The 21443-nt window shown below is 69.5% G+C and carries 20 protein-coding genes and 2 pseudogenes; 13 read left to right on the top strand and 9 right to left on the bottom strand.

What is annotated here, in order from left to right; all coding sequences use genetic code 11:
- The first annotated feature begins 241 nt into the window (after nt 1-241).
- Nucleotides 242-619, top strand: coding sequence for a hypothetical protein (locus IE226_RS42125; protein ID WP_190086826.1), 378 nt, complete (start codon nt 242-244; stop codon nt 617-619).
- Between the two features lie 399 nt (nt 620-1018).
- On the opposite strand, the gene IE226_RS42120 is transcribed toward IE226_RS42125, so the two are convergent.
- Nucleotides 1019-1648, bottom strand: coding sequence for a TetR/AcrR family transcriptional regulator (locus tag IE226_RS42120; protein WP_190086825.1), 630 nt, complete (start codon nt 1646-1648; stop codon nt 1019-1021).
- Between the two features lie 119 nt (nt 1649-1767).
- Between IE226_RS42120 and IE226_RS42115 the strand changes: the two genes are divergently transcribed.
- From IE226_RS42115 to IE226_RS42100, 4 genes are all read left to right on the top strand, one after another.
- Nucleotides 1768-2757 carry an aldo/keto reductase gene (locus IE226_RS42115; protein ID WP_190086824.1) on the top strand — a complete coding sequence of 330 codons (990 nt, stop codon included), beginning with the start codon at nt 1768-1770 and terminating at the stop codon, nt 2755-2757.
- Nucleotides 2758-3690: 933 nt separating this feature from the next.
- Entirely contained in the window at nt 3691-4140 is a 450-nt protein-coding gene (locus IE226_RS42110) for a spore-associated protein (protein WP_190086823.1), read from the top strand.
- Nucleotides 4141-4537: 397 nt separating this feature from the next.
- Nucleotides 4538-4750: a hypothetical protein gene (locus tag IE226_RS42105; RefSeq protein ID WP_190086822.1), complete on the top strand. Its 213-nt coding sequence runs from the start codon at nt 4538-4540 to the stop codon at nt 4748-4750.
- 532 nt (nt 4751-5282) lie between these two features.
- Entirely contained in the window at nt 5283-5570 is a 288-nt protein-coding gene (locus tag IE226_RS42100) for a hypothetical protein (RefSeq protein WP_229871942.1), read from the top strand.
- Nucleotides 5571-5621: 51 nt separating this feature from the next.
- Here IE226_RS42100 and IE226_RS42095 read toward each other — a convergent pair whose 3' ends face one another.
- Nucleotides 5622-6047 (bottom strand): hypothetical protein, encoded by a 426-nt coding sequence (locus IE226_RS42095; protein ID WP_190086821.1) that lies wholly within the window; start codon nt 6045-6047, stop codon nt 5622-5624.
- A gap of 37 nt (nt 6048-6084) precedes the next feature.
- Nucleotides 6085-6867: a sulfite exporter TauE/SafE family protein gene (locus IE226_RS42090; RefSeq protein WP_190086820.1), complete on the bottom strand. Its 783-nt coding sequence runs from the start codon at nt 6865-6867 to the stop codon at nt 6085-6087.
- A 692-nt stretch (nt 6868-7559) separates the two neighbouring features.
- Here IE226_RS42090 and IE226_RS42085 point away from each other — a divergent pair.
- The 3 genes and pseudogenes from IE226_RS42085 to IE226_RS45505 all read left to right on the top strand — a co-directional run.
- A complete protein-coding gene (locus tag IE226_RS42085) occupies nt 7560-9698 on the top strand; it encodes an NACHT domain-containing protein (protein ID WP_190086819.1) in 2139 nt (712 codons plus the stop codon).
- A 462-nt stretch (nt 9699-10160) separates the two neighbouring features.
- A complete protein-coding gene (locus tag IE226_RS42080) occupies nt 10161-11378 on the top strand; it encodes a CoA transferase (RefSeq protein ID WP_190086828.1) in 1218 nt (405 codons plus the stop codon).
- Between the two features lie 239 nt (nt 11379-11617).
- Nucleotides 11618-11905: pseudogene (locus tag IE226_RS45505) on the top strand (IS701 family transposase); the annotation flags it as partial.
- 167 nt (nt 11906-12072) lie between these two features.
- Here the strand turns inward: IE226_RS45505 and IE226_RS42075 are convergent.
- The 3 genes from IE226_RS42075 to IE226_RS42065 all read right to left on the bottom strand — a co-directional run bounded on the left by IE226_RS42075 (nt 12073) and on the right by IE226_RS42065 (nt 13916).
- The gene (locus IE226_RS42075; RefSeq protein WP_190086818.1) at nt 12073-12318 is read right to left on the bottom strand and encodes a hypothetical protein; all 246 of its coding nucleotides are present in this window, start codon (nt 12316-12318) and stop codon (nt 12073-12075) included.
- Between the two features lie 24 nt (nt 12319-12342).
- Complete coding sequence (locus IE226_RS42070; protein ID WP_190086817.1) at nt 12343-12609, bottom strand: hypothetical protein; 267 nt, start codon at nt 12607-12609, stop codon at nt 12343-12345.
- Nucleotides 12610-13022: 413 nt separating this feature from the next.
- Entirely contained in the window at nt 13023-13916 is an 894-nt protein-coding gene (locus tag IE226_RS42065) for an NAD(P)H-binding protein (RefSeq protein ID WP_190086816.1), read from the bottom strand.
- A gap of 368 nt (nt 13917-14284) precedes the next feature.
- Here IE226_RS42065 and IE226_RS42060 point away from each other — a divergent pair, with 368 nt between their 5' ends.
- Nucleotides 14285-14659 (top strand): hypothetical protein, encoded by a 375-nt coding sequence (locus IE226_RS42060; protein ID WP_190086815.1) that lies wholly within the window; start codon nt 14285-14287, stop codon nt 14657-14659.
- A 34-nt stretch (nt 14660-14693) separates the two neighbouring features.
- Here the strand turns inward: IE226_RS42060 and IE226_RS44675 are convergent.
- Nucleotides 14694-14843: pseudogene (locus IE226_RS44675) on the bottom strand (ATP-binding protein); the annotation flags it as partial.
- Between the two features lie 145 nt (nt 14844-14988).
- On the opposite strand from IE226_RS44675, the gene IE226_RS42055 reads away from it, so the two are divergent.
- Nucleotides 14989-15672 (top strand): hypothetical protein, encoded by a 684-nt coding sequence (locus tag IE226_RS42055; protein ID WP_229871940.1) that lies wholly within the window; start codon nt 14989-14991, stop codon nt 15670-15672.
- The gene (locus tag IE226_RS42050) at nt 15669-15980 is read left to right on the top strand and encodes a hypothetical protein (protein WP_190086814.1); all 312 of its coding nucleotides are present in this window, start codon (nt 15669-15671) and stop codon (nt 15978-15980) included. Before IE226_RS42055 ends, IE226_RS42050 begins: the two co-directional genes overlap by 4 nt.
- Nucleotides 15981-16331: 351 nt before the next feature.
- Here the strand turns inward: IE226_RS42050 and IE226_RS42045 are convergent, their stop codons facing one another.
- Both IE226_RS42045 and IE226_RS42040 read right to left on the bottom strand, forming a co-directional pair.
- Nucleotides 16332-16883, bottom strand: a complete 552-nt coding sequence (locus IE226_RS42045; RefSeq protein ID WP_229871939.1) for a hypothetical protein — start codon at nt 16881-16883, stop codon at nt 16332-16334.
- 333 nt (nt 16884-17216) lie between these two features.
- Nucleotides 17217-17636 carry a hypothetical protein gene (locus IE226_RS42040; protein ID WP_190086813.1) on the bottom strand — a complete coding sequence of 140 codons (420 nt, stop codon included), beginning with the start codon at nt 17634-17636 and terminating at the stop codon, nt 17217-17219.
- Nucleotides 17637-18085: 449 nt separating this feature from the next.
- Here IE226_RS42040 and IE226_RS42035 point away from each other — a divergent pair, with 449 nt between their 5' ends.
- Together IE226_RS42035 and IE226_RS42030 are read left to right on the top strand one after the other, a co-directional pair.
- A complete protein-coding gene (locus IE226_RS42035) occupies nt 18086-20182 on the top strand; it encodes an ATP-binding protein (protein WP_190086812.1) in 2097 nt (698 codons plus the stop codon).
- A 504-nt stretch (nt 20183-20686) separates the two neighbouring features.
- Nucleotides 20687-20869 (top strand): hypothetical protein, encoded by a 183-nt coding sequence (locus IE226_RS42030; protein ID WP_190086811.1) that lies wholly within the window; start codon nt 20687-20689, stop codon nt 20867-20869.
- Nucleotides 20870-21443: the final 574 nt, after the last annotated feature.

Genomic DNA, 21443 nt, shown 5'->3' with positions numbered 1-21443 from the left:
CCCGGGCAAGCAGCCGCGCACTCCGGTCCACTGCCCGGCTACACCACTTCATGGGACGCCATCAACGGGCGTGCGATGAGGGCGATTAGCGTTCCTCGGCTGCGAGGTAGGGGTCGCGGGTCCGTTCGGAGGGGTCTTCCACAGTGCCGGGGTGCATCACTACGCTGTGCCACCCGGAACTTCGCTGTGGCCCCTGTGGTGCAGCGCACGGCATGGCTGCATCGGGGGGCGTATGAGGCACATGGACGAGGTGAGCCCGGAGCGCCGGGAGGGTGCAACTCCCGTGCCGGGTTCGACGGGGCCGACGGACCATGAAACGAACCCGACGGGTCAGCTAAACCTCGAAAGCATTCTGGCCGGGATGGCCGCAGCGCCGTTTCTCCAAGCCATTTTTTCCGAACTCGGAAACAGGGTAGGGGTTACTGTTGGTGTGACCTTGGAAGACACGTTGAGCCGCCTTCGGCGAATGCGTGGTGGCGGACAAGAGGACCATGAGTCCACTGCGGAGCAGAAGATCGAGTTCGTGGAGTGTGCGGGATGGATTGTGATGATCGAACCCGGCGTCCCGGTAGAAGCTCTTGCTGGGCTGCACCAAATCAGGGGAGCCACTATTCAATGACTTTAGAGATAAACTGGTCGAGAACTATGTAATCGCTTGGCGCGATAATGATTGGCGTTTTGTGGCAGTCGCTACGGTGTCCATTGATGGGTTTCAATGGAATAGCGAATCTGGCCAGTGGGAAGCTGAAGAGAAAAGTGACTAAGTGGTCGGCTCCGGAAGTCCTTCGGGGGTTGACCCGGGGACGGGTGTCGGGTATCGCCGGGCTCCTGGCCGGCACAGCCGTTGACGGGGGCTGCTGCCGCCATCCGTATGGTCACTGCCGTCGCCGGCCGTCTGGCTGGACGCGGGCTCGACGTCCTCACTCCCGCGGCGGCGGACCGCGCGTTCGTCCGCCAGGTCACCTTCGACGGACACACCCGGGGGTGTGCGTCAAACCCAACGGTTTGGGCTTCTGCCTCAGTTTAGGCGGGGGAACATGCGCTCGACGGCGGTCACCAGTGCGGCGCGGCGGGCGGTGATGGAGGCGTCCGCGGCCTGGTCTGCGGCAGCGGCGGCGATTTCGGGCTGCGCTGCCCAGGTCATGGCGATCTGGTTGATCAGGGCGAGGATGTCGACCGGGTCCCAGACCGGGTCGAGCAGCCCGGTGCGCTGAGCGTCGCGGAGTGTGTCGAGCTTGCCGGCGATCGTGTCCTGGAGGCGGCTGGCGGTGTTGCCTGCGGACTCGGCCAGTTCCAGGCGGCCCCACGTGATCAGGCGGTAGTGATCGGGGCGCGCCGCGAAGTGGTCGAAGAGGATTCCGGCGTAACCGGGCAGGTCGGCGGGATCCAGCTCAGTCGCCTCGACGAGTGCGGTCGTCTCGCGTTCGGCGACGTGCGCGTAAAGGGCTTCCTTGCTGCGGAAGTAGGCGTAGACACGTTCCTTGCTCGTCCTGGCCTGCTTGGCGATGCGGTCCACACGGGCGCCGGCGATCCCGTGCCGGGCGAACTCCTGCGTGGCTGCGGCGACGATCCGCTGGCGCGTGGAGTCGGCGGACTCGCCCGCGATGGCGGCGTCCGGGGTCTGGCCGGGGCTGGTGGAGCGGGACATGAGTCCAGGATAGGCGACCGAACCGTTCGGTTTTGCGCAGCACCCTGGGCAGGCGTAGGTTCACACCGAACAGTTTGGTTTGGTCGGCCGGCTGCCGACATGACACGAGGAGCGATCTCATGCAGCACCGCACCCTGGGACAGCGGGGACTGCGCGTCTCCGCCCTTGGACTGGGCCTGATGGGGATGTCCATGGCCTACGGCCCCTCCAACGACGAGGACGCCGCCTCCACCATCCACCGCGCCCACGAACTGGGAGTCGACTTCTTCGACACCGCCGAGGTGTACGGACAAGGCACCGGCAGCAACGAGAGGCTGCTCGGCAACGCAGTCAAGAACTTCCGCGACGAGGTCGTCCTGGCCACCAAGTTCGGCTTCGACATGACCAAGACGCCGGGAAGCGGCGTCAACAGCCGCCCCGAGAACATCCGCAAGGTCGCCGAGAACAGCCTCCGCTACCTCCAGACCGACCGCATCGACCTCTTCTACCAGCACATCAGCGACCCCGACATACCGGCCGAGGAGGTCGCCGGCACGGTCGGCGACCTGATCACCGAAGGCAAGGTGCAGCACTTCGGCCTGAGCAACGTAGGCCCCCGGTACATCCGCCGCGCCCACGCCGTCACCCCGGTCACAGCCCTCCAGTACGAGTATTCGATCTTCGAACGCGAAGTAGAGGACGAGATCCTTCCGGTCCTGCGCGAGCTGGGAATCGGCCTGGTGCCGTACTCGCCGCTCGGCCGCGGCTTCCTCTCCGGCGTGGTCAAGCCCGCCGCCGAGTACCCCGAGGACGACATGCGCCGCTGGGACGAGCGCTGGCAGCGCGAGAACTACGCCTACAACCTGAACGCCGCCGAGCAACTCCGAAACCTCGCCGCCGCCAAGGGCATCACCCCCGCCCAGCTCGCCCTGGCCTGGCTGCTCGCCCGGGGCCAGGACGTCGTCCCGATCCCGGGCACCCGCGGCGCCTCACGTGTGCAGGAGAACGCCAGCGCCACCGACGCGCAACTCACCGAGGGCGACCTGGCCCGTATCCGGGAAATCCTCCCCCGGGGCTCCGCAGGCAGCCGCTACCCGGCCTCGGTAATGGCCGGCTTCCGCACCGACTGACAGCCCGTACCCCAAGTCCGGCGGCCCCGGCCAAACGGCGGCAGCACGCTCTCCCGGGCGTGGCAACGACCGGGAGAACACGCCGACGCGCGCACCAGCCATAGCGCGCCCTGCTCCTCCTGGTCATCCCCGGGTCAACCACTGACGGAAGATCCGGCGGAGTTCCGGCGATGCGACAAGCACGCCTCCCCGGAATTCCCAGAATGCGGGCGGTAGAAAAACCACTTCTACAGATTGGCCTGCCTGTCTTGCCTGTTGCCCGGGCCTGAGCTGTACCGGGATTTGTGGCGTCCCCGGACTGGCCCGAGTCGGGTGGAGTCGGGTTGCTTGGGTTCAGGCTGCTGGTGGTGGGGTGCGGATTTCGTACTCCACCGGGCTGAGCATGCCCGGGGGCGGAGTGTCTGCGCTGTCGGTTGCGGAAGATTTCCAGGTACTCGAAGAGCGCGGTGGACAGCTCCAGCCGCGTCCTCCAGCGTCCGCAGTTGAGCAGTTCGACCTGAACGCGGGCCCAGAAGGACTCCGTCATCGCGTTGTCCACGCAGTCCCCGACGGAGCCCATAGAGGGCAGCAGACGGAGGCCCTCGCACCGCAGCCGGCTGCCGTTTACCGCTGGCGTGATGCGCGGTGACCTCCTGGCTGCGTTCGTGGGCAGTGAGGTTCCGCATCAGGCGTGGGCCTTGGCCTGGACGGAGGCGAGCCAGCGCGGCTGCCCCCGGCCGTGCAGTTGGCGTGGGTGAGAGAGGAGGGCCGGTCCACCGTCACGATCGGCGCTGTCCGGGTGCGATCTGTACCCTGCCAAGCGCATACGAGGGGCACAGTTCTCGGACAATGAATCGGCTATCAGCCACACCGCAGAACACAGGACAACCCTTCCCCCAGCGGACGTGTCACACCTAGCAGGAAGAAACACTTCAAGCGACACAAGGGGGAGATATGGAACTTAAGCGTGCCATGTTGTCCGTAGCTGCGGTGACTGCGCTGGCGGCCGGCTCCACAGTGGTCCTGACGTCACCGGCATCCGCGGCGCCGAACACTACCCCGCAGAAGGTCTGCGGAAGCAGCTACAAGACCGTCAACTCCGCACCGGTGGGCTCGCTGGGCACCGTCTACCTGACGTACAACGCCTCCACCGGCCGCAACTGCGTGGCCACCATCCGCAGCACTCCCGGAACGGCCGTGGACACGGGGACGTGGATCTACGTCGCCGACACCGACCAGGGGGCCTATGACTCCGGCAGCTACACGTCCTACGCCGGGCCGGCCACCGTCTACGGCAAGGGCCACTGCGTCGACTGGGGCGGCAACATCAAGAACGTTTACGTGTCCGTCTACGGCTCCAACTGCGCCGCAATGAAGGAGAAGCGGGTCACCTCCATCCGCTGAGGCCTTGCGGCGAGGTCGGCCTTCCCGGCACGGTGCCCGGTCCCCCGACGGGACTGATCCCACCTCCCGGCAGCCGCTGCCACCGGGGCTGTATCTGCCCGAGCGGTGGATCCGGCCGGAGTCTTGAGCCCCGGCCGGATCCACCGCTCGGCCCGCACTGCAGCACCCCGTTCATCGCGTTTCTCTCCTTGCTCTCGCCGTCCCCGAAGTCGCCCTCCTGGACGGTGGTGCCGGGCTCCCAGCCGCCCCATGGTGTGTCGGTGTCGGCCAGGGCAGACCGGGTGGGCACGAGCTGACCACCAGTCCCGCGCACGGATACGGCCCGTCGGCGACTGCCGGTCCGCCGGTCGCCGGCCCCGGCTTGTCGGTATGCGGGATTCTGCAGGACGATGTCGCCATGGCTGATGCTAGGAACAGGTACTGCCGCAACTGTGGCCGCGGCTACCACCGGTTCCGCGAACTCACCCCCGACGAGCGCGAGTACGCCGCCGAGATCGTGGACGCGGCCGACGTCGACGAATTCCGCCGCTGCACCAACGGCTCATGTGTACGCGTACAGCACTACTTCAACGCGCGGTCGGGCTTCAACCTCCCGGAGGAACTGCGCTGAGCACCCTTTATCCTTCGCGGTCCTGCAAGCGGGCCGCTGGCCTCCGGTCCCGGGCAGAGCGGGTGGCGGGCCAGACCGCCGGGCCGACGGCCGTGCTCGACACGGGCGAGGCAGTTGCGGGTGGCCTTCTTGCCGGCGTAGCCGGACAGGGCGGGTCCCGACGGCGGGCGGCGCAGCTCTCCGTGCTCGGCGTCCAGCGCTCGGGCCCGCTCGACGCTCTGGGCCATGGAAAGACCGTGTTTGAAGTCGGCACCGATCTTGTTTCCGGTAATGACGTACTCGGCGGCCGTCTTCGGGCGCAGCCGCGCGGCGAGGACGGCGTCCGCCTCACACTCCAAGACACCCGCATGTCGCCGCCGTTAGTCCGGTCAACATGTCCCGAGGTGCCGTCCCAGTCGCCGGCGCCCGGATGCGAGCGCAGGTCCAGTGGTAGGGCACCGGCACACTCTGATGCCATTCCCGCAATCGAGCGAGCACCCACTTCGAGGATGCGCTGAAACTCAGGAAGCCGGGGTTCGACCGCGTCCGCGTCATGGACCGCGTCGGGCTCGCCGCCGCACTGTTCGATGAGGGTGAGGCCGAGAGGGGCTCCGCGGCGGCCCAGCAGGCGCTCGACGACGCCGCTCGGGTTGACTCCACGTTGGTGGTCTTCCGGCACAACACCCTGCTCGACGCGGCCTGTCCGTACGAGACAGCCGCCGTTGACGAGATGCGTACGAGGGTGAAGGATCTCGCCGCCGCTCGGCCCCTCGTAGCAGCCACAGCCTGGGCTCACGGCCTCCTCCCACGAATCGACCGATCAGGAGTAGAGCCTCGATAGAGGCGCCCGGCGGCGGAGGGCACTTGGCCAACACCGCCGCCGGGCTCGGGATCAGGACAGATAGGACTCGGCGGGGTCAACGGCCACTGGCACGGCCTTTCGTCCCGGATCATGCGGCGGAGGCTGGTACGGGCCGCCGCGAGGTCGTCTTCGGCTTACTCCAGGCCGCGGGGTGAGGACGAACAGGACGCGGGGGACGAGGGGATACCAGCGCATCCAGATGGGCACCTCCGGTGCGGGGGCGGGGGCGGGGGTGCGGCGGCCGGCGGGGGAGCGCTGATAGCGGTGGAAGCGGGCGTACTCGATCAGTGTGGAGGCCGTGCGTTCGCTGCTCGTGCTGGAGCGGTCGGTCTCGATGAGGGCCCGCAGTTGGTGCGCCCGCCGTCGGTGCGGGCCGGCGCCGGGTCGATCGCCCGGGGCATGGCCGACGACGGCTGCCGCCCGGACCGTTTCGTGCGTGACTGGGATGACGGTCATCTGGTATGCCCAGCACGGGCCACTGGCCGCCGTCCTGTCAGGCCAGGGCCCGGGCTGCGTACAGCGCACCGAGGGCGGTGGCGAGGGCGCCGAGCAGGAGCCGGAGTGCGGTCTCGGGCAGGTGCGGCTGGAGACGTGCGCCGAGGTAGCCGCCGATCAGTCCGCCGGCGCCGCAGGCCAGGCCGAGCCACCAGTCGGGCGAGGCGGGCCCGGGGCTCACCGGGGCCAGCAGTGTGTACGCTGCGGCCCCGGCGCAGGAGGTGGTGAAGGTCGCGGCGAGGGTGGCCGGTGCGATGCGGGCCATGGGCAGGCCGCGCGCGGCGAGGATGGGCCCGAGCAGGGAACCGCCGCCGATCCCGTAGATCCCGCCGATCACTCCGACCGTCAGGGCGAGAGTGGCGAGCACGGGCGCCGACGGTTCGGCCGCCTCGGGCCTCCGCCGGGCGGGGCGCAGGGCGCGCAGGCACAGCCAGATGCCGAGCGGGAGGAGGAAGGCGGCGACCAGGAGGCGGAAGATGCCGGGGCCGGGGAGGGCGAAGACGCGGACGGCGGCGCCGGCGATGACGCCGGGCAGCGTCCAGACGATGAGGCGCCGGGCCAGTTGGCCGCGCAGAGCGCCGTCGCGGCGGTAGCGCCACAGTGCGCCTGGCCCGGCCACCACATTGAACAGCAGGTTCGTCGGCGTGACCGCGGGGCTGGGCACGCCCAGGACACTGAGCTGCACCGGCAGCAGGAAGACCGCCCCGGACACGCCGACCGGAGCGGTCACCGTCGAGATCAGCAGTCCGGCCGCGAACCCGGCCCAGATCGTCCACTCCACCACTGCCCCCGCCGCTTCGTCATCGCCCGGACAGTATCGACGCAGCGGGTGAGGTGACCGGGATCCGGCAACGCGATATTCACGGGCAACAGGTGCAGCCCCGGCCGGCAGAGCCCAAGGACCGGAGCCCGGCATCCGTCGGCACCGGCGGGAAGTCGAAGACATCGGCCGCGGCGCCCCACCCGACTGCCGAAGGTGACGCAGCACAGCCGGTGATCGCCGGTCGGGGGGCCGGTCTTCGCGCCGATCGATGAAGTACCCTCGCCCGCTGCCCGTGGAGGGCATCACGCCTGTACCCGGCCTGCTTCGACTACGGCAGAATGCCGCCACTGCAGAGGGCGGGAGCCGCACCCTTGCGGCTTCGGATTTCTGCTCATGGTCGCCCGTCCGAAGCTGTGCTCACCGATCGCGGAAACGTGCGATCTTCCCGGGGGGCCGGTGCTCACGGGAATGCGGAACCCGCACTCGATACAGGTTCTGCGGTTCCGTGGGTGCCTCGTGTGGTCACAGGCATTGTCCGGACGCTTCGACGTGGTCACGGACGGCGGTGGCGTCCGGCAGGCTTCGGCTGTTGACGGTGTTCGGGTCGGGGCGGTGCGTTTTCGTGCACGGTTACGATCGGGTGGCCGGAAGCCGGGGGGCCGGTGTCTCCGTTCCCGTTTCGGGCCTGGCTTGCGGAGCATCATCAGCTCATGTCCGATGGGGGAGCGCGGCGTTGGCGTCGCGGACGTCTGGGAAACCGTGTCCTGGCATGTGGTGCGTTCGCGGCGACGATCTGGGCGCTGCGGGCGGGGCTGAGCGGTGATTACCAGGGGGCTGACTGGGCTGCTGTCATCGGCGTGCCCCTGACGGTGTACGGGCTGCTGCTGGCCCGGACGCAGAACCGGGCGGAGCCCGGGGCGGACACGGTGGCCGGGGATCTGGTGTCCGCATCCAAGAGGCGGTGGGCGCCGCAGCGCTACCAGTTGCTCGGCCGCGGGCACCATGCGATCAACCTCAGCTTCCAGGTCATGGACGAGTCCTGCGGTGCCCCGGCCGGTCCGGCCCCGGACTGTCACGTCGAGGGCATTGCCGCCTTCTACCGCGCGCAGCGAAAGCGCAGGCTGGTCGTCACGGGCCCGCCCGGTGCCGGGAAGACTTTCCTGACCATCGAGCTGGTGCTGGGCCTGCTGCACGATGACACCGCCGACCATCCGATACCGATCCGGCTGGCGCTCACCGACTGGGACACCGGCATCGCATTCGAGGTGTGGCTGGTACGACGCATCGCCGCCGAGTACGGCGTCGTGCCGCACAGCGCGCAACAACTGGTGGACGAGCGCCGGATCCTGCCCGTGCTGGACGGACTCGACGAGATGGACGCGGGCAGCGATCCTGATGCCGGCGCGCCGCGCGCCATCGCTGTGATGAGGGCTCTCAACGCCTACCTCGACGGCCATGACGGCGCCCCCCTCGTTCTCGCCTGCCGTTGTGGGCCCTACCGCGCGCTAGCCGACTCGGGCCACGCTCTGGCCCAGTCCGTCCGTATCCAGATCGCCCCGCTGACCGCGGGCCAGGCCCGCGGCTACCTCGCCCGGCGCAGCACAACGCCCGCCGAGCGCCTGGCGGTGCTCCTGGACGTGCTGGACGAAAGCGACCCGGCAGCACTCGTGCCCTGGTTGTCCACACCGTGGCGTGTCACCCTGGTCGCCGCAGCCCTGGCCGGCGGCACCCACCCCCGGGAGCTGCTCAACCACGCCCGACGCGGCCCGGCCGACGCCGATCAATACCTCCTGGGCCTCTACGTATCTTCGGCCGCTGCCTTGCATCCGCTCGATGCACGCCGACGCTACAGCCCGCGCGACGCCGAGCGATGGCTCGGTGAACTGGCCCGGTACCTGCGTGACAGCGGCAAGCAGGCCGTCGTGCTGCACGAACTGTGGGGCCTGCAAAGGGGTTACAGAGCCAGGGCGGCGGCCGCACTCACAGGAACCCTCTTGGGAGCGCTGCTCTTCACGCCCTGGGCATACGCCAACACGCAGGCCGCCACACCCTGGGCAAGCGGCTCTGTGGTGTTCAACGGGCTGTTGTGCCTTGCCCTCGGCGCGGGCCTGGGCGCTTTCACCGCCGGCGACCCGCACGGGCCCCGCATGGTGAGATTCGAGCCCGTCGAGCTGCACTGGCAGGCAGTTGCCGAATTCAAGACCCGCATGCGCGCCTGCCTGCCTGCTCTGCTCTGCACCCTCGCCTCCTGCGGCGCCCTGGTGATCAGCGTGCACTACTGGCCCAGCCTCTATGACAGGGCGGACAACGCACCTTCCCCGCACTGGTCCTGCCTGTACCCGGTGTTCCTCCCCCTGGTGGCAGCAGCCGTCGGCTGGCCCGCATTCATCCTTCTCGCCCGGCTGAGCAGCACCGGCACAAGCGCCTGGGCCGCCCTGACCGGAAAACGGCCCGTTCTCATCGCCGTTCACCCCGGCAGCAACCTTCCGGGCAGCCCCCTGATGCCCATACGCCGGGTTCTGCTGACCGGTGCAGTGGCCGCAACCGGAGTGACGGCGCTCTTCACGCTGCAATACACCTGGCCTGCTCTGCCGGCGTGGGCGGGCATCACGGCCAACATCCTCATCCTGTTCGGCTGGTGCTTGCTCGCCGAGCCGGCACGCTGGTGCGCCTGGTACCTGGCCTTTCGCCTGCGGGCCTGCGGCCGCTTGCCCTGGCGCACGGGCGCATTCCTCAACTGGGCCGCTGAAACGGGCCTGTTGCGTGTCGCCGGCCTGGCCTATGAGTTCCGCCACCACGAACTGAGGGCGTGGTTGACCCAACGCCTGAACCGCCCGCCCGCGAACTGACACACGCCGCCCATCCTCTGACCGTGTGTGCCACGCGAAACCGACGGGTTCCCGGATTCCGGAGGTAGAACGGCCACGAACCCACAGCAGCAGGTCTGTTCTGACCGGCAAGTCTGCACCAGGTCCCTCGGTCCGCAGCTCCGAGAGCATGATCCGCCTCGCGATGATCCCCAACCTCGCGAAACGAGCAACCAGCGAAAAACCCACAGCTTGGCACAACCCATGAACCATCCCGTCTTCAGCCGGAGCGTCCTCTCAGATTTCCTCGCTCGGCCGCCAGTTGGTGCCGGGGCCAGGCCGCACAATGAACGGATGACGTACACCGAGGATGCGGCCGCCGCATACGCCTGGGCGGCTCTGGGGGGCCGGGGCCAACTGCTTCGGCGGGTCTGCTTCGAGGGGGCGGGCGCTGTCCTGCCGTCGCGCCTGCCGGTGAGGGAACTGGCGCGTGCCTGCGTCGGGGTGTCCTCGCTGGCGGCGGCGGAACTGCTGGCGCTGCGCAACCGCGTGCCGGTGCCTGCGGTGCGGGTGAACGAGGCGGCGGTGGCCACCGCGTTCGTCAGTGAACGCCACCTGCGGATCGACGGCCGGGCCCCGACTTCCTTTGCTCCGCTGTCCGGGTTCTGGCAGACGGCCGACGGATGGGTGCGCACCCACGCCAACTACCCGCACCACCGTGCCCGGCTGCTCAGCGCACTGGGCATCAAGGGCACGGGGCATGACCGGGCGCTGGTGGGCATGCTCTCGAAGGAACTGGCATCACGTGCGGCCCAGGAGGTCCAGGAGACCGTCTACGCGGCAGGCGGCCTGGCCGTGGCCGTGGCTTCCGCACCCGCTGCGGCCGGACCCGCGCTGGTCGAGACGCGGCGCGTGGGTCGGAGCAGTCCCCGGCTGCTGGCGCCCGCACGCGTGCCGGCCCAAGGGGTGCGGGTGCTGGACCTGACCCGCGTCATCGCCGGGCCCGTCGGCACACGCACACTGGCGCTGCTGGGCGCCGACGTGCTGCGTGTGGACGCCCCCCAGCTTGCCGAAGACGCAGATGCCCACGCCGACACCGGCGTGGGTAAACGCTCCACCCTGCTGGATCTCACCAGCCCTGGTGACCGGCACACTTTCGAGGGCCTTCTCAGCCAGGCAGACGTCGTGGTGACCGGATACCGCCCCGGCGCCCTGGACCGGCACGGACTGGCCCCCGACGCGCTCCTGGCCCGGCATCCCGGCCTGATCGTCGCCCAACTGTGCGCCTGGGGCTGGTCCGGCCCCTGGGCCGATCGTCGCGGCTTCGACAGCCTGGTCCAAGCCGGTACCGGTATCGCCGCAATCGAGGCCACGGCTGACGGCCGCCCCGGCGTGCTGCCCGCGCAGGCGCTGGACCACGGAACCGGATACCTGCTCGCCGCCGCCGTCCTACGTGCACTGAGCGACCGCCAGGCCACTGGCGGCGGGCGGCATCTTCGCCTCTCCCTGGCAGGAACGGCCTCCTGGCTGCTGCACGATATCCGTCCCGCCCCCGTCCAGGGCGAAGCCGACCTCTACGACCCCGGATCCTGGCTCACCGAGACCGAATCGCCCTACGGTCTGCTGCGTCATGCCCTGCCCCCGGTCCACTACGACGGCGCACCCGCGAACTGGAACCGTGCCCCGACCCGATGGGGTACCGATCTGCCGAACTGGGCCTGAAGGGAGCAGGGCACGCCATGTGACGCCAGCCTGAAGCGCCGCCCCGAAACCTCTGGCGGAAATTCCCGACCCGGGCAAGCCGGCCGTAGGGGGCGAGGCCTTCTTGCCGGCCGGTGTGACGGCGGTGGCGTGGTGTTCGCCCTTGCCGACGTCCAGGCCGAGGAAGACATCGATGTCGCCGGGAGTGATCACGTGGAGGCCCTCGGGTCACGCCTTTCGTCCGGCCTTGCCTCGGTATGACCCTGGTCAACTGCGCCTTCTCCTTCTGCTGGGACCAATGGTTCGCCCCGCCCGGCCCCGTGGATGCCACCGCGCCGGACCCGTGTCCCAGCCAGGCGCCAGAGAGGGGGCCCAACCGAGCCCCACCGGACCCAATCGCCTTGCTCGCCCAGGGCGTTACGGGCGATCCGTTCCTGGCTTGCTCCCTCCATCGCCCTCAACCATTGGTGGCGAGCCGGGACGGACAAGGACCCGCCCTCCGAGCTCCAGGCCCTGATCGACGCAGTCGCCACCGGACACGGCATTGACCTACTATCGCCGGACTTAACGAACTACCGGCAGCGACCATGCACCACCGCCCAGGGGGCCTCTCCACGCCACCCGGCGACAGGACGTAAAGAGCGGGGGCCGCTGCTTCACGGCGGCGGTCCCGCTCTCTTTCCTGATCTTTAACGGCAGCTTCTCGCCGTCGGGCTCACCCTGGTTGGGGAGCCTGACTTGCGTACCACTGCGACCATTCCTTGTGCAGCTTGTTGAATGTCTCCGCTGCGTCCTTCATCTGTTGCCTGGCATCGGCGTTGTCCGGGTGCCCGAGGAATGTCTTCGCCGGACCGCGGAGGGCCTCCCGCGTTTTGATGGCCTCGGCCCTGTCCGGGATCTTCGACTCCAGGCAGAAGCCCACGAGCTGACCGACGTTGTCGTTGAACCGGATAACGGCCACAGAGGGAGCGCTCCGAGCACGGCATCAGGCACTCTCGGCGCGACGGTCTCTAAATGCTCGTTGAAGCAGCAACCGCACGGCAGCGATGACGCCGCCCAGGGCGCTGAGGACCGCGGCAGGTTGCGCCAGCGGGAGGTCGGAAAACCCTGCCAGCAGGGCAGCGGTCACTGAGAGGGCTAGCTGCGCTCCCGTGAGCCAGGTTCCGAGCCGGTCTCTGGGCAGCACGATGGGCATCACCGTCCACGAAAGGAACAGCGCGATGTACCCGATCGGAAGCAGAACAAGGATCATGCGCCCCCAGAACCTGACGTCTGGAGAGTGAGGTTAGACCGCCCGGGCCCGCTCGGCACTCCCCTTCCCGCACAGGGTATGCGGTCCCTCCAGCACGCCCGGCGCGGTGTCCGGGCGGCAGTGCGGGCAGGCGTCGACCTGCTCGAGCGTGTGCCGGTGACCTGCAGTGGCGCAAACCCTCGCCCAGCCGGTCCTTCCCCTGCGGAAGGAGTTCTTTACCTTCTCCTCACCAACAAACGAGCTGTCTCGTCGTAGTGGAAGACAGGCTCTGGCCATGCAAGCACCGATCACTCACGTCACGCTGCCGACAGGATCTGCCCGAAAGCCCAGAGGCAGGAACCCGGGCCCGGGCAATCGCTCTACTTCTTCTGGCAGCCGACCAAGAATCCGCCTGGGCACTGCGGCCGGTGGTCCTACTGGGCGTCGCTGCTGGCCGGCCCAGCACTGTCCTGCCGCTCTCCCGCGTGTGTCGACAGGACGTTGTGGAGTGCGAGGGGGAGTCGGCCGGTGAGCCGGGTGTAGTGGTCGCAGACTCGGTCCCAGCGCTGCTCGCGCACCGAGGCGAACAGGGACGAGAAGGCGTAGCCCCACCAGGGATCCAGGCCGGTCGCCGCGGTCTGGGTGTGGAACGTCTGCGGTGGGGTGTCCTGGTAGGCGATCGGCCTTGCCCATGCCTGCGCCGCGACCGCGGCGATGCCGGCCAGGTCGGCGACATCCGGTCCGGTGATGTCATGGTGGCGGCAAGTCGGTTCTCCGGTCGCCAATGCGGTGAGCGCGCGGGCGACGTCGTCACGGGCCACCAGAGAGATCCGGCCGTCCGCGGCCGGGAGTTGCAGCAGCCCGCTGGAGCGGGCCCGGGTGAGCCAGTGCTGGAAGAACTCGATGTAGAGCGACGCCCTGGCGATCGAGTACGGGATGCCGGTGGCCCGCAGCAGATCCTCGGTGAGGTGGTTGACCACGGCGTAGCAGAACGGGGATGCCGCGTCGGCGTCGATACTGCTCAGCGCCGCTACGTGACCCACGCGCTCGGCAGCCGCGGCGGCGATGACGTTACGGTGGTGCAGCAGCATCCGCGCATCGGGCCCGTCACTGGAGACAAAGACAAGGGTGTCCACGCCCCTGAGCGCCGCACGCAGCGCGGGCGGATCGGCGTAGTCGGCGACGGCGGCTTCCACCCCTGGCTGCAATGCCCCAGCGGACAGCCTCCGCCTGGTGATCGCTACGACGTCCACGCCGTCCCGGTCCGAGAGTAACTGCACCACCCGCCCGCCCAGGCCCCCCGCCGCCCCCGTCACCGCTATGCGCATCGTTGCCCCCATCGGCTTGTCCCCGGACGGATGTCACACTATCGGCCCCTGCTCCTCCCGCCCCTCTGAGTCCCTGCAGGCCTTGCAGGCGCACGCGGGTGGCGGGGACGTGCGGAGTACTGTCCACCGGCAGCCGTCCGAGGGGCTACGCCCGCTTCCGGGTTCGGTCCTACCTCGTTGACCTTTTGGCGATGGCGCTGCCTCTATGAGTTGCGTCCCCGAGTGGTGTGAGGTGTGGCGTTCCTGCGGTGATCGGCGCCGCGTCGGGGTTGGTCGGGTGGTGGTGCAGCCGCCTGCGAGGACCGCGGGCAGCACCATGGCAGAGGATCTCGGTTGAGATCGATGCCCTGACCAGGGACACTCGCGCGATGAGCCCCAGCACATCGCCTGGACCGATCGAGCGAGGGTGGGACGAGCCTTGGTATCGGGTCCGCATGGAGGACTTCGAGGCGTCGTTCCTGCCGAGCGACGGCGAGGAGTTGGGCGAGGTCTGCAACGTCGATGTCTTCGTGACTTTGAAGGATGGATCTCGTTGGACCGCGACCGTGTTCACCGTCGTGGAAGTCGAGCGTCTGATGAAACTCTGGGCAGGGACCGACGAGGCCCTCGGGGGCCGGTACTTCTGGGTCTCGGACGGCCTGATCGTCAGGGATCCCGGCATCGAGAACATGACCGACGTAATCGCCGGACTGATCGGGAACGGCGAGTTCTCCGAGATCTTTCAGCGGGCGATCAACAACTGATCAAGTGCTCGGCCGCCGGAAACTTCGTGGGTCGTCAGGCCACGTCGTTGTCCCGCTCGATGGCCTGGAGGCGGTTCTTGAGCCGGTAGTTGGGGCCGTTGACGGAGGTCACTTCGCAGTGGTGGAGGAGCCGGTCGAGGATGGCGGTGGCGAGGACCTAGTCGCCGAAGACCTGGCCCTGTTCATCTGGGGCTGGCACTTGTTCCCTCACAAGAGTTGCTGCTGCCACCTGCCCGTATTCCGTCCCTGCGGTCCTCGGTGGTTCTCACGGTGGCGCCATGGTTTTCAAGGTGCTGCCTTGACCGTTGAGGTGCGAGGAAGGTGTGCCGGTGGTCGAGGCGAGACTGCAGGTCATCGCGGGCGGGGCCGTCCCGCAGGAGCCGCTGACCAGGGACCCGTGGCAGTTCCAGACCATGTGCGTCGACGCGTTCGTCGCCTCGTGGTGGGCCCGCGGGTTCAGCCCGGTGACCATTGACAACGACATCGGTCTGCTGGAGCGGACACTCGCCGCGCTGGGACGGCCTGCGTGGGAAGTCACGCCCCAGGACAACGACCGCGTGGTGGGAGACCTGGCCGTTCAGGGCCGTAAGACGTCGACCCGCCGTGAGTACGGGCAGATTTTCAAGGGCTTCCACCGGTTCCTGCAGGCCTGCAAGGCGGCCGAGGTCGAGGCTGCATTCGGCGTCCGTCTCGCCTGCCGGTCGATGAATTCAACGCCTCCCGCCATGTCGGGACGACTCGCCGGCCCTGCTGCCGCCTACACCAGAGCGGGTGAACGAGTTCTTCTCATTCATGAAACAGAGGCTCGCGACCGCCAGGAAGTACGGACCCGCAGCAAGGGACTATGCGATGTTCCGGACGCCGTATCACGCTGGGCTCCGCTCGGAGGACGCATTACTGCTGGAGAAGCCGGACCTGCACTTCACCCGAGGCGAGTCCGGTGGCAGCCTGCATCGCAGATCCGGCAAAGCCGTCCCGGCCTGAAGGCGGGGGCCGCTACCGTGAGGCCATGAGCACGCTGGGCCGGGCCGAACTCGAGACCCTGATCGAAGAGGCGACGGTGGACGCCTGGGGCGAGGACGAGCAGCGCACCGGTCTGCTCACCATGCTCGAGGAACATCTCGAGGTGCCCTTCACCACCGCGGTTCTCGGTGTGGAGGTGACGGTGCGCGGGGTCGGCCTTTCGCCCGACGGCGGGATCGTCGCCCTGTGCTCGCGTGGCCGTGTCCGGCAGCCGATCGGCATCCTGGATCTGCCGTTGCCCGTCCCCGCCCCCGGGGGTGCGCAGTGGATCGAGGCGTACCGCTACTGGGCGAGTTGAGGCCGGGCGCCTCGCTTCGCGCGGTATCGGCTTGCACGAAGGTGCTGGGGCGCGCCGTTGCCGATACCCCCTCGGGTCGGTGCCCCTGTGCCGAAGCCCGGGGCCGGGTCCGGTTTCTCCTCGCCGGGCTGCGGGCGGCCGGCGGCAGCGATGAGCCCGCCACCGCGGTAGTGGCGGGCTCGCGCGTGTCCGGCGCTGTGCGGGGCGGTCAGAGGGGCCAGGAGCTGGCGGGGGTGTCGGGCCGGGCGCGGGTGCCGTCGGGGGTGAGGGTGAGTGCGAGGGTCACCTCCTGCGGGCGTGCGAAGGCCCGGCCACTGACGGGAGAGGCCGGGCCGGGTCAGCGCGGATCGGTCAGTAGTTTCCGTTCGACAGGATTTCGCCGCTCTTGTCGTAGACGGTCACCAGACCGTTCTGCGAGTCGTAGCAGGAGCCGAATGCGCTCGCGATGAGTTTGCCCTGCGGCGCGTGCGGGCCCGCGATCCCGCCGGTGAAGTCGGTGAACACTTCGGCCGCGTCGAGGACGTCATTGTTCTTGTCCGCGCCGCTGACCTTGGTGACGTGCTTGGCAGCTGCCTTCTCGCTCGCGCTGCCGCCCTTGGCGACGCATGCCTTGAACTGCTCTGCCTGGCTTGCCTTGTCCTGGGCGGGCTGGTCCTTCTTCGCCTCGCCGGACTCGGGCTTGTCGTTGACCGTCGCGGCCTTGTCGCCCTTGTCGCCCTTGGCTCCGTCGTCGCCATCGCCTCCGGCAACTGCGCCGATCACGCCGATCACGACGATGACAGCGAAGACACCGAGGCAACCGAACCCGAGGGTCTTCCCGGTTTTCGACTTCTTCGGGGGTTGCGGCTGGGGCGCCTCTTGAGGCTGTGCTCCCCATCCGGGCTGCTGATGCGGTTGGCTCATGGTTTCCCCCCGGGGCTCTGCGATGAGGGGAGCATCATGCGCCGGGCGTGCCTGCCGCGGAGGCGGTATGGCGGTGCGGTGACCCAAATGGGTGGAAGCCGGGGAGCGTTGACGGTCCGGCCATGCGTAAGGGCCGCGCTGTGGCGGGCCTTTTGTTTGCGGTCATGCCGGATCTGCGGCTCGTGATGCGGGCTGATCACGCGCTATGCGAGTACGAGAGAGGTGCTGTGCTGCCCGTGGCGGACCGCAGCGGCCTCCTGCGGACGGATACGGATAGCGCGAGGTCCCGCCCGGACAACACCCGGACACGGCCTGCCCACGAGGAGAGAGACGCTAGTCGCCCAAGCTCTCCGCCATCTTCAGCTTGTCGAACTCCCCGCCCTCGCCCGTCCATCCCAGACCATCGATCGCCTTGGCCATGAGCAGCAGGGTGTAGTCGTCCTTCGAGAGCGGCTCGCACGCCTCCGGTCGGCTTTTCCCGCCTTTCCGGGTCTTGTTTTCCGCCGTGTCGTATGCGTCCTTGGCCGCGGCCTCGTACCCGGAGTCGACCATGTCCGCGAGCGTGTCGTCGAACGCGTCGACCCGCTCCTCCGCGTCCCTGACGGTCGGCTTGTCCCCGGCCTTGCCTCCGGTCCTCTCGGTGAGGGCGGTGGCGCAGTCCTTGGCGTTCTCGTCGTAGGACTTTGAGCAGCCGGGCGCGGCCCCGGCGAGCAGCAGGCAGGCGGCGAGCAGGGTGGCGGTGATGCGGCGCATGGTTCCCCTGGGCGTTGCGAGACGTGGAGGGTAGCGGGGCCGACGGGGGTGAGCTCCTTCCCGGCATCGTCTGTCACCGGAAGGGTGTACGACGGGCGGCGGACGGCCGGGGATTCGTACCGTGACCATTTCCGCGTGATCATGGGCGGCGATAACGTTCAGGAGCGGTCAGTTGTCAACTGTTAACGGTCTTCCGGTCTGGACGGCAGGGCTCCCTCTTACTGTTCCGACAGGCGGCAGGGCCCCGGTGGGGCCCGCACGTCCGCTGACCGCGCTCCTTCTCCGGGGGCGGGCACGGATCGCCTCCGGATCTCACGGGCGGCATGACGCGACGCCCTCTTCGTCTCCCGGTGACGGACGGTGGGTCATGTTGCGGGCGGGGCCAGCGTGCGGTTGACACCGAGTCACCATGCGCGAGGAATTGCGGCGTTGACGGGGAAGGGGCGGTCATGGCGGCAGAGCGCCGGGTGGGCAACCTGCCCGGAGAGAGCAGCCGTCTGGTCGGGCGGCGGGCGGAGCTTGAGGAGGTGTCCCGGCTGTGCGGGCGGTCGCGGATGGTGACCGTGACCGGGGTCGGGGGCGTGGGCAAGACCCGGCTGGCCCAGCGGGCGGCCGGCGAGCTGCAGCCCGGCTTCGCGGACGGGGCGTGGTGGGTGGAGCTGTCCCCGCTCACTGCCGGCTGGGGAGCACTACCGTACGCGATCGCCGAGGCGCTGCCGCTGGCCGACCAGACCACCCGGCCGATGCTGGAGGTGATCGCCGAGTACCTGGCCGGGCGCCAGGCGCTGCTGGTGTGGGACACCTGTGAGCATCTGGTGGAGGAGTGCCGCGAGGTGGCGGCGACACTGCTGATGCTCGCACCGGGCCTGCGGATTCTGGCCACCAGCCGCCGTCCTGTCGGCCTGCACCTCGAGGAGGTGCTTGCCCTCGACCCGCTCCCGGTCCCCGGGGCGGACGAGGACGACGCGGCGGACGCGGTGGTGCTGCTGGCCGACCGGGCCGCGCAGGCCGTGCCCGGCTTCGCCGTCACCGACGCCAACCGCGCCGATCTCGCCGCGCTGTGCCGCCGTCTGGAGGGCCTGCCGCTGGCCCTGGAACTCGCCGCCGCCCGCCTGCGCGAACTCCCGGTGGCCGAGCTGAACCAGCGCCTGGAGGACCGGTACACCGTCCTTGGCAACACCGAGGGCGCGGACTGCGACGCCGACCCGCCCTGGCATCAGGCCCTGCGCACCGCGATCGGCTGGAGCCATCAGCTGTGCACCCCGGCAGAACGCCTGCTCTGGGCCCGCCTGTCGGTCTTCGCCGGCACCTTCGACACCGAGGCAGCCCGCCGGGTGTGCACCGATGCGCTGGTGCCCGGTGAGCAGGTGCCCGGACTCCTGCAGGCGTTGGCGGAGGAGTCGATCCTGATCTGGGAGCCGACCGGGAACGGCGAGCGCTACCGCATGCTGGACACCATCCGCGAGTACGGGGCCCACTGGCTGGGCGGTCTCGGCGAGGACGAGACACTGCGCCGCCGCCACCGGGACCATTACCTGGATCTGGCCCACCGGGGCGACGCCGCCTGGGTCGGGCCCGACCAGTTCGCCTGGTTCGACCGGATGACCGCCGAGCACGACAACCTCCGCGCCGCGCTGGAGTACAGCCTGGCGGAACCCGGGGGACATATCGCGCTGGAGATGACCGCAGCGCTGTACTTCTTCTGGCAGGGCTGCGGGTTCGTCAAAGAGGGCCGGCACTACCTGGACCAGGCCCTGGCCGCCGACCCCGCCCCCTCCCCGGCCCGGGTGAACGCCCTGTACGCCTGCGGACAGGTGCTGCTCTACCTGGGCGATCTGCCCGCCCTTGAGGAACGGGCCGCCGAGTGCACCGCCCTGGCCGCCCACTTCGGCGACACGGAGCAGAGTTACGCGGCCGCCACCGAACTGCGGGCGTGGGCGCTGCGCGGCGACCTGGCGCAGACGGTGTCCCGGGCCCGGGCCCAGCTCGCCACGGACTGGCGCGAGCAACCACTTACCCTGGTTCAGCTGTCGGCCCTGGTCCTCCTTCCCCACTCGCTCGTCGCCGCCGGCCGCTTCGAGGAAGCCCTCGCCTGGCTGGACGAGCTGAGTGCCGCCTGTGAACGCTGCGGCGAGCGCAGCATGTGCTCCTGGGGCGACTTCGTCCGCGCCCAGGCCGAGCTGGCACTGGGCCGCTTCCAGGAGGCCGAGGAGCACGCCCGGGCCGCGCTGCTGGTCAAACACCGGCTGCGCGACGGCGTGGGCACCGGCCACGCCCTGGAATCGCTGGCCCGCTCCGCCACCGCCACGGGCCGGCGCGGTAAGGCCGCGTGGCTGCTCGGTCTGGCCGCGCAGCTGTGGGAGACGCTCGGCCGGCCACAGGCGGGCATCCCCCCGATGGTGGCGGCCCACCAAGTCTGCGAACGCCAGACCCGTGAAGCCCTCGGGCAGGATGCTTACCAGCGCGCCTTCGGCGCCGGCCACTCCATCGACCTGGACACCGGCATCGCCCATGTCCTCAACTCCGCCTCCGCACCGCCTGTCTGACGCGGTAACCACCGCAGACCATCCACGGGCCTGCCGGCCCGCCCCGCACGGCGCAGCGACCGCTCGGCCCCTCTGCGACAAGGTCTGCCGCGCGGGCCGAAGGACCCATCCCTGGGACACAGCCCACACACGCGGGCGGCCGACGACAGCCGCGACTCGCCGCTCTCGCCGTCGCCCAGAACTTCGAACTCGACTGCGTCGACGACCCGATCGCCGCCGTCCAGGCTCGATGATTACAAATCCTGCCTCGATCAGGGCTGGCAAGAAGGGTTGCACCCATGCCTGGAGGCTATGGGAGGAGATCAAGGAACAGGGCTGTCCCTGCGGTTAGGCCGGCGTCCGCGACTACGTCAGCAGGACCCTGCGCGGCAAGCCCCCGTCGCTCGCGCCCAGCGGGGGAGAGCCAACGGCGTGCTGCGCGCCCGTGTCAGCCACGCCGGCCCGGCCCGGATTTCGGATCGCCGCCGTACCCGAGTCGCGGACGGTCCGGCGTGCCCCGCGCCGGTGCGTGCGCCGCTGCCGACCCGGCGCACCGAACAACGCGTCGCCCTCCTCGTCGACCAGCAGCACCCCAAGGTGCGGGTGCTGGACGAGAGTTGGGGCTGGAAGACACTCGGCGGCCTGCGCCCGGGCATTTTTCGAGCGCCCTCGTTCCACGTCATGCTGCCGGCGCTTCCCGCACGCTGACCTGCCCCGCGTGGTGCCGGCCGGGGGCGTCAGCGCGCGGGATGCGCGGAGCGATCGAACTGCGTGCAACAGGTCCTGCGCGTGAAGCCTGCGTGGCGGTTCCCTCAGCCGGGGCCTGGCCGTACCCTTTCACGGGTCGTTGCGGGGGCGTGGCTCGGCGTTCCCGGTGAAGGGGTGTCTAGACGGCGGCGGTGGGGCCGTGTTGTTCGAGGTGTTCCGGGGCGGCGGCGCCGAGGGAGGGTGTGGCGGGCGAGGCGGGGATGCCGGCCGTGATCTTCCTGCGCGCTGCAGGTGCCGGCGCCGGCGGTGCTGGTCTTTTGGGGCGGTGGTGCATTCCTTGCGCTGCTCGTGCCTTGGTCGGCGGCGTGGATCCGGGGGAGGCGGCGAGGAAGAGCAAGCCTGCGTACTCGCCGGCTGTCACTGGCCGGGTGTTCGCCGGGTGTCCTGGCACGGCGGTCGGGGTGACGCTCGCGCGCCGGCCCGGCGGTCCTCCTCGCACGAGTGATACCCGGGCGAGGAGAGCACCGCCGGGCCGGCGGCTGTGGTTGACGGCAGTGAGCGTTGCGCTCCGATT

The organism is Streptomyces longisporoflavus (assembly GCF_014649775.1).
Taxonomy (GTDB): Bacteria; Actinomycetota; Actinomycetes; order Streptomycetales; family Streptomycetaceae; genus Streptomyces; species Streptomyces longisporoflavus.
Note: the sequence above shows the minus strand (reverse complement) of the source record. Positions and strands in the feature narration are given on the sequence as shown.

Bases quoted from the DNA above. Each gene is read 5' to 3' on its own strand.
- IE226_RS42125 (WP_190086826.1), top strand. From the start codon at position 242: ATGGACGAGGTGAGCCCGGAGCGCCGGGAGGGTGCAACTCCCGTGCCG.
- IE226_RS42060 (WP_190086815.1), top strand. From the start codon at position 14,285: ATGAGCCCCAGCACATCGCCTGGACCGATCGAGCGAGGGTGGGACGAG.
- IE226_RS42035 (WP_190086812.1), top strand. From the start codon at position 18,086: ATGGCGGCAGAGCGCCGGGTGGGCAACCTGCCCGGAGAGAGCAGCCGT.
- IE226_RS42095 (WP_190086821.1), bottom strand. From the start codon at position 6,047: ATGACCGTCATCCCAGTCACGCACGAAACGGTCCGGGCGGCAGCCGTC.
- IE226_RS42105 (WP_190086822.1), top strand. From the start codon at position 4,538: ATGGCTGATGCTAGGAACAGGTACTGCCGCAACTGTGGCCGCGGCTAC.
- IE226_RS42100 (WP_229871942.1), top strand. From the start codon at position 5,283: ATGGACCGCGTCGGGCTCGCCGCCGCACTGTTCGATGAGGGTGAGGCC.
- IE226_RS42110 (WP_190086823.1), top strand. From the start codon at position 3,691: ATGGAACTTAAGCGTGCCATGTTGTCCGTAGCTGCGGTGACTGCGCTG.
- IE226_RS42085 (WP_190086819.1), top strand. From the start codon at position 7,560: ATGTCCGATGGGGGAGCGCGGCGTTGGCGTCGCGGACGTCTGGGAAAC.
- IE226_RS42115 (WP_190086824.1), top strand. From the start codon at position 1,768: ATGCAGCACCGCACCCTGGGACAGCGGGGACTGCGCGTCTCCGCCCTT.
- IE226_RS42065 (WP_190086816.1), bottom strand. From the start codon at position 13,916: ATGCGCATAGCGGTGACGGGGGCGGCGGGGGGCCTGGGCGGGCGGGTG.
- IE226_RS42040 (WP_190086813.1), bottom strand. From the start codon at position 17,636: ATGCGCCGCATCACCGCCACCCTGCTCGCCGCCTGCCTGCTGCTCGCC.
- IE226_RS42120 (WP_190086825.1), bottom strand. From the start codon at position 1,648: ATGTCCCGCTCCACCAGCCCCGGCCAGACCCCGGACGCCGCCATCGCG.
- IE226_RS42050 (WP_190086814.1), top strand. From the start codon at position 15,669: ATGAGCACGCTGGGCCGGGCCGAACTCGAGACCCTGATCGAAGAGGCG.
- IE226_RS42070 (WP_190086817.1), bottom strand. From the start codon at position 12,609: ATGATCCTTGTTCTGCTTCCGATCGGGTACATCGCGCTGTTCCTTTCG.
- IE226_RS42045 (WP_229871939.1), bottom strand. From the start codon at position 16,883: ATGAGCCAACCGCATCAGCAGCCCGGATGGGGAGCACAGCCTCAAGAG.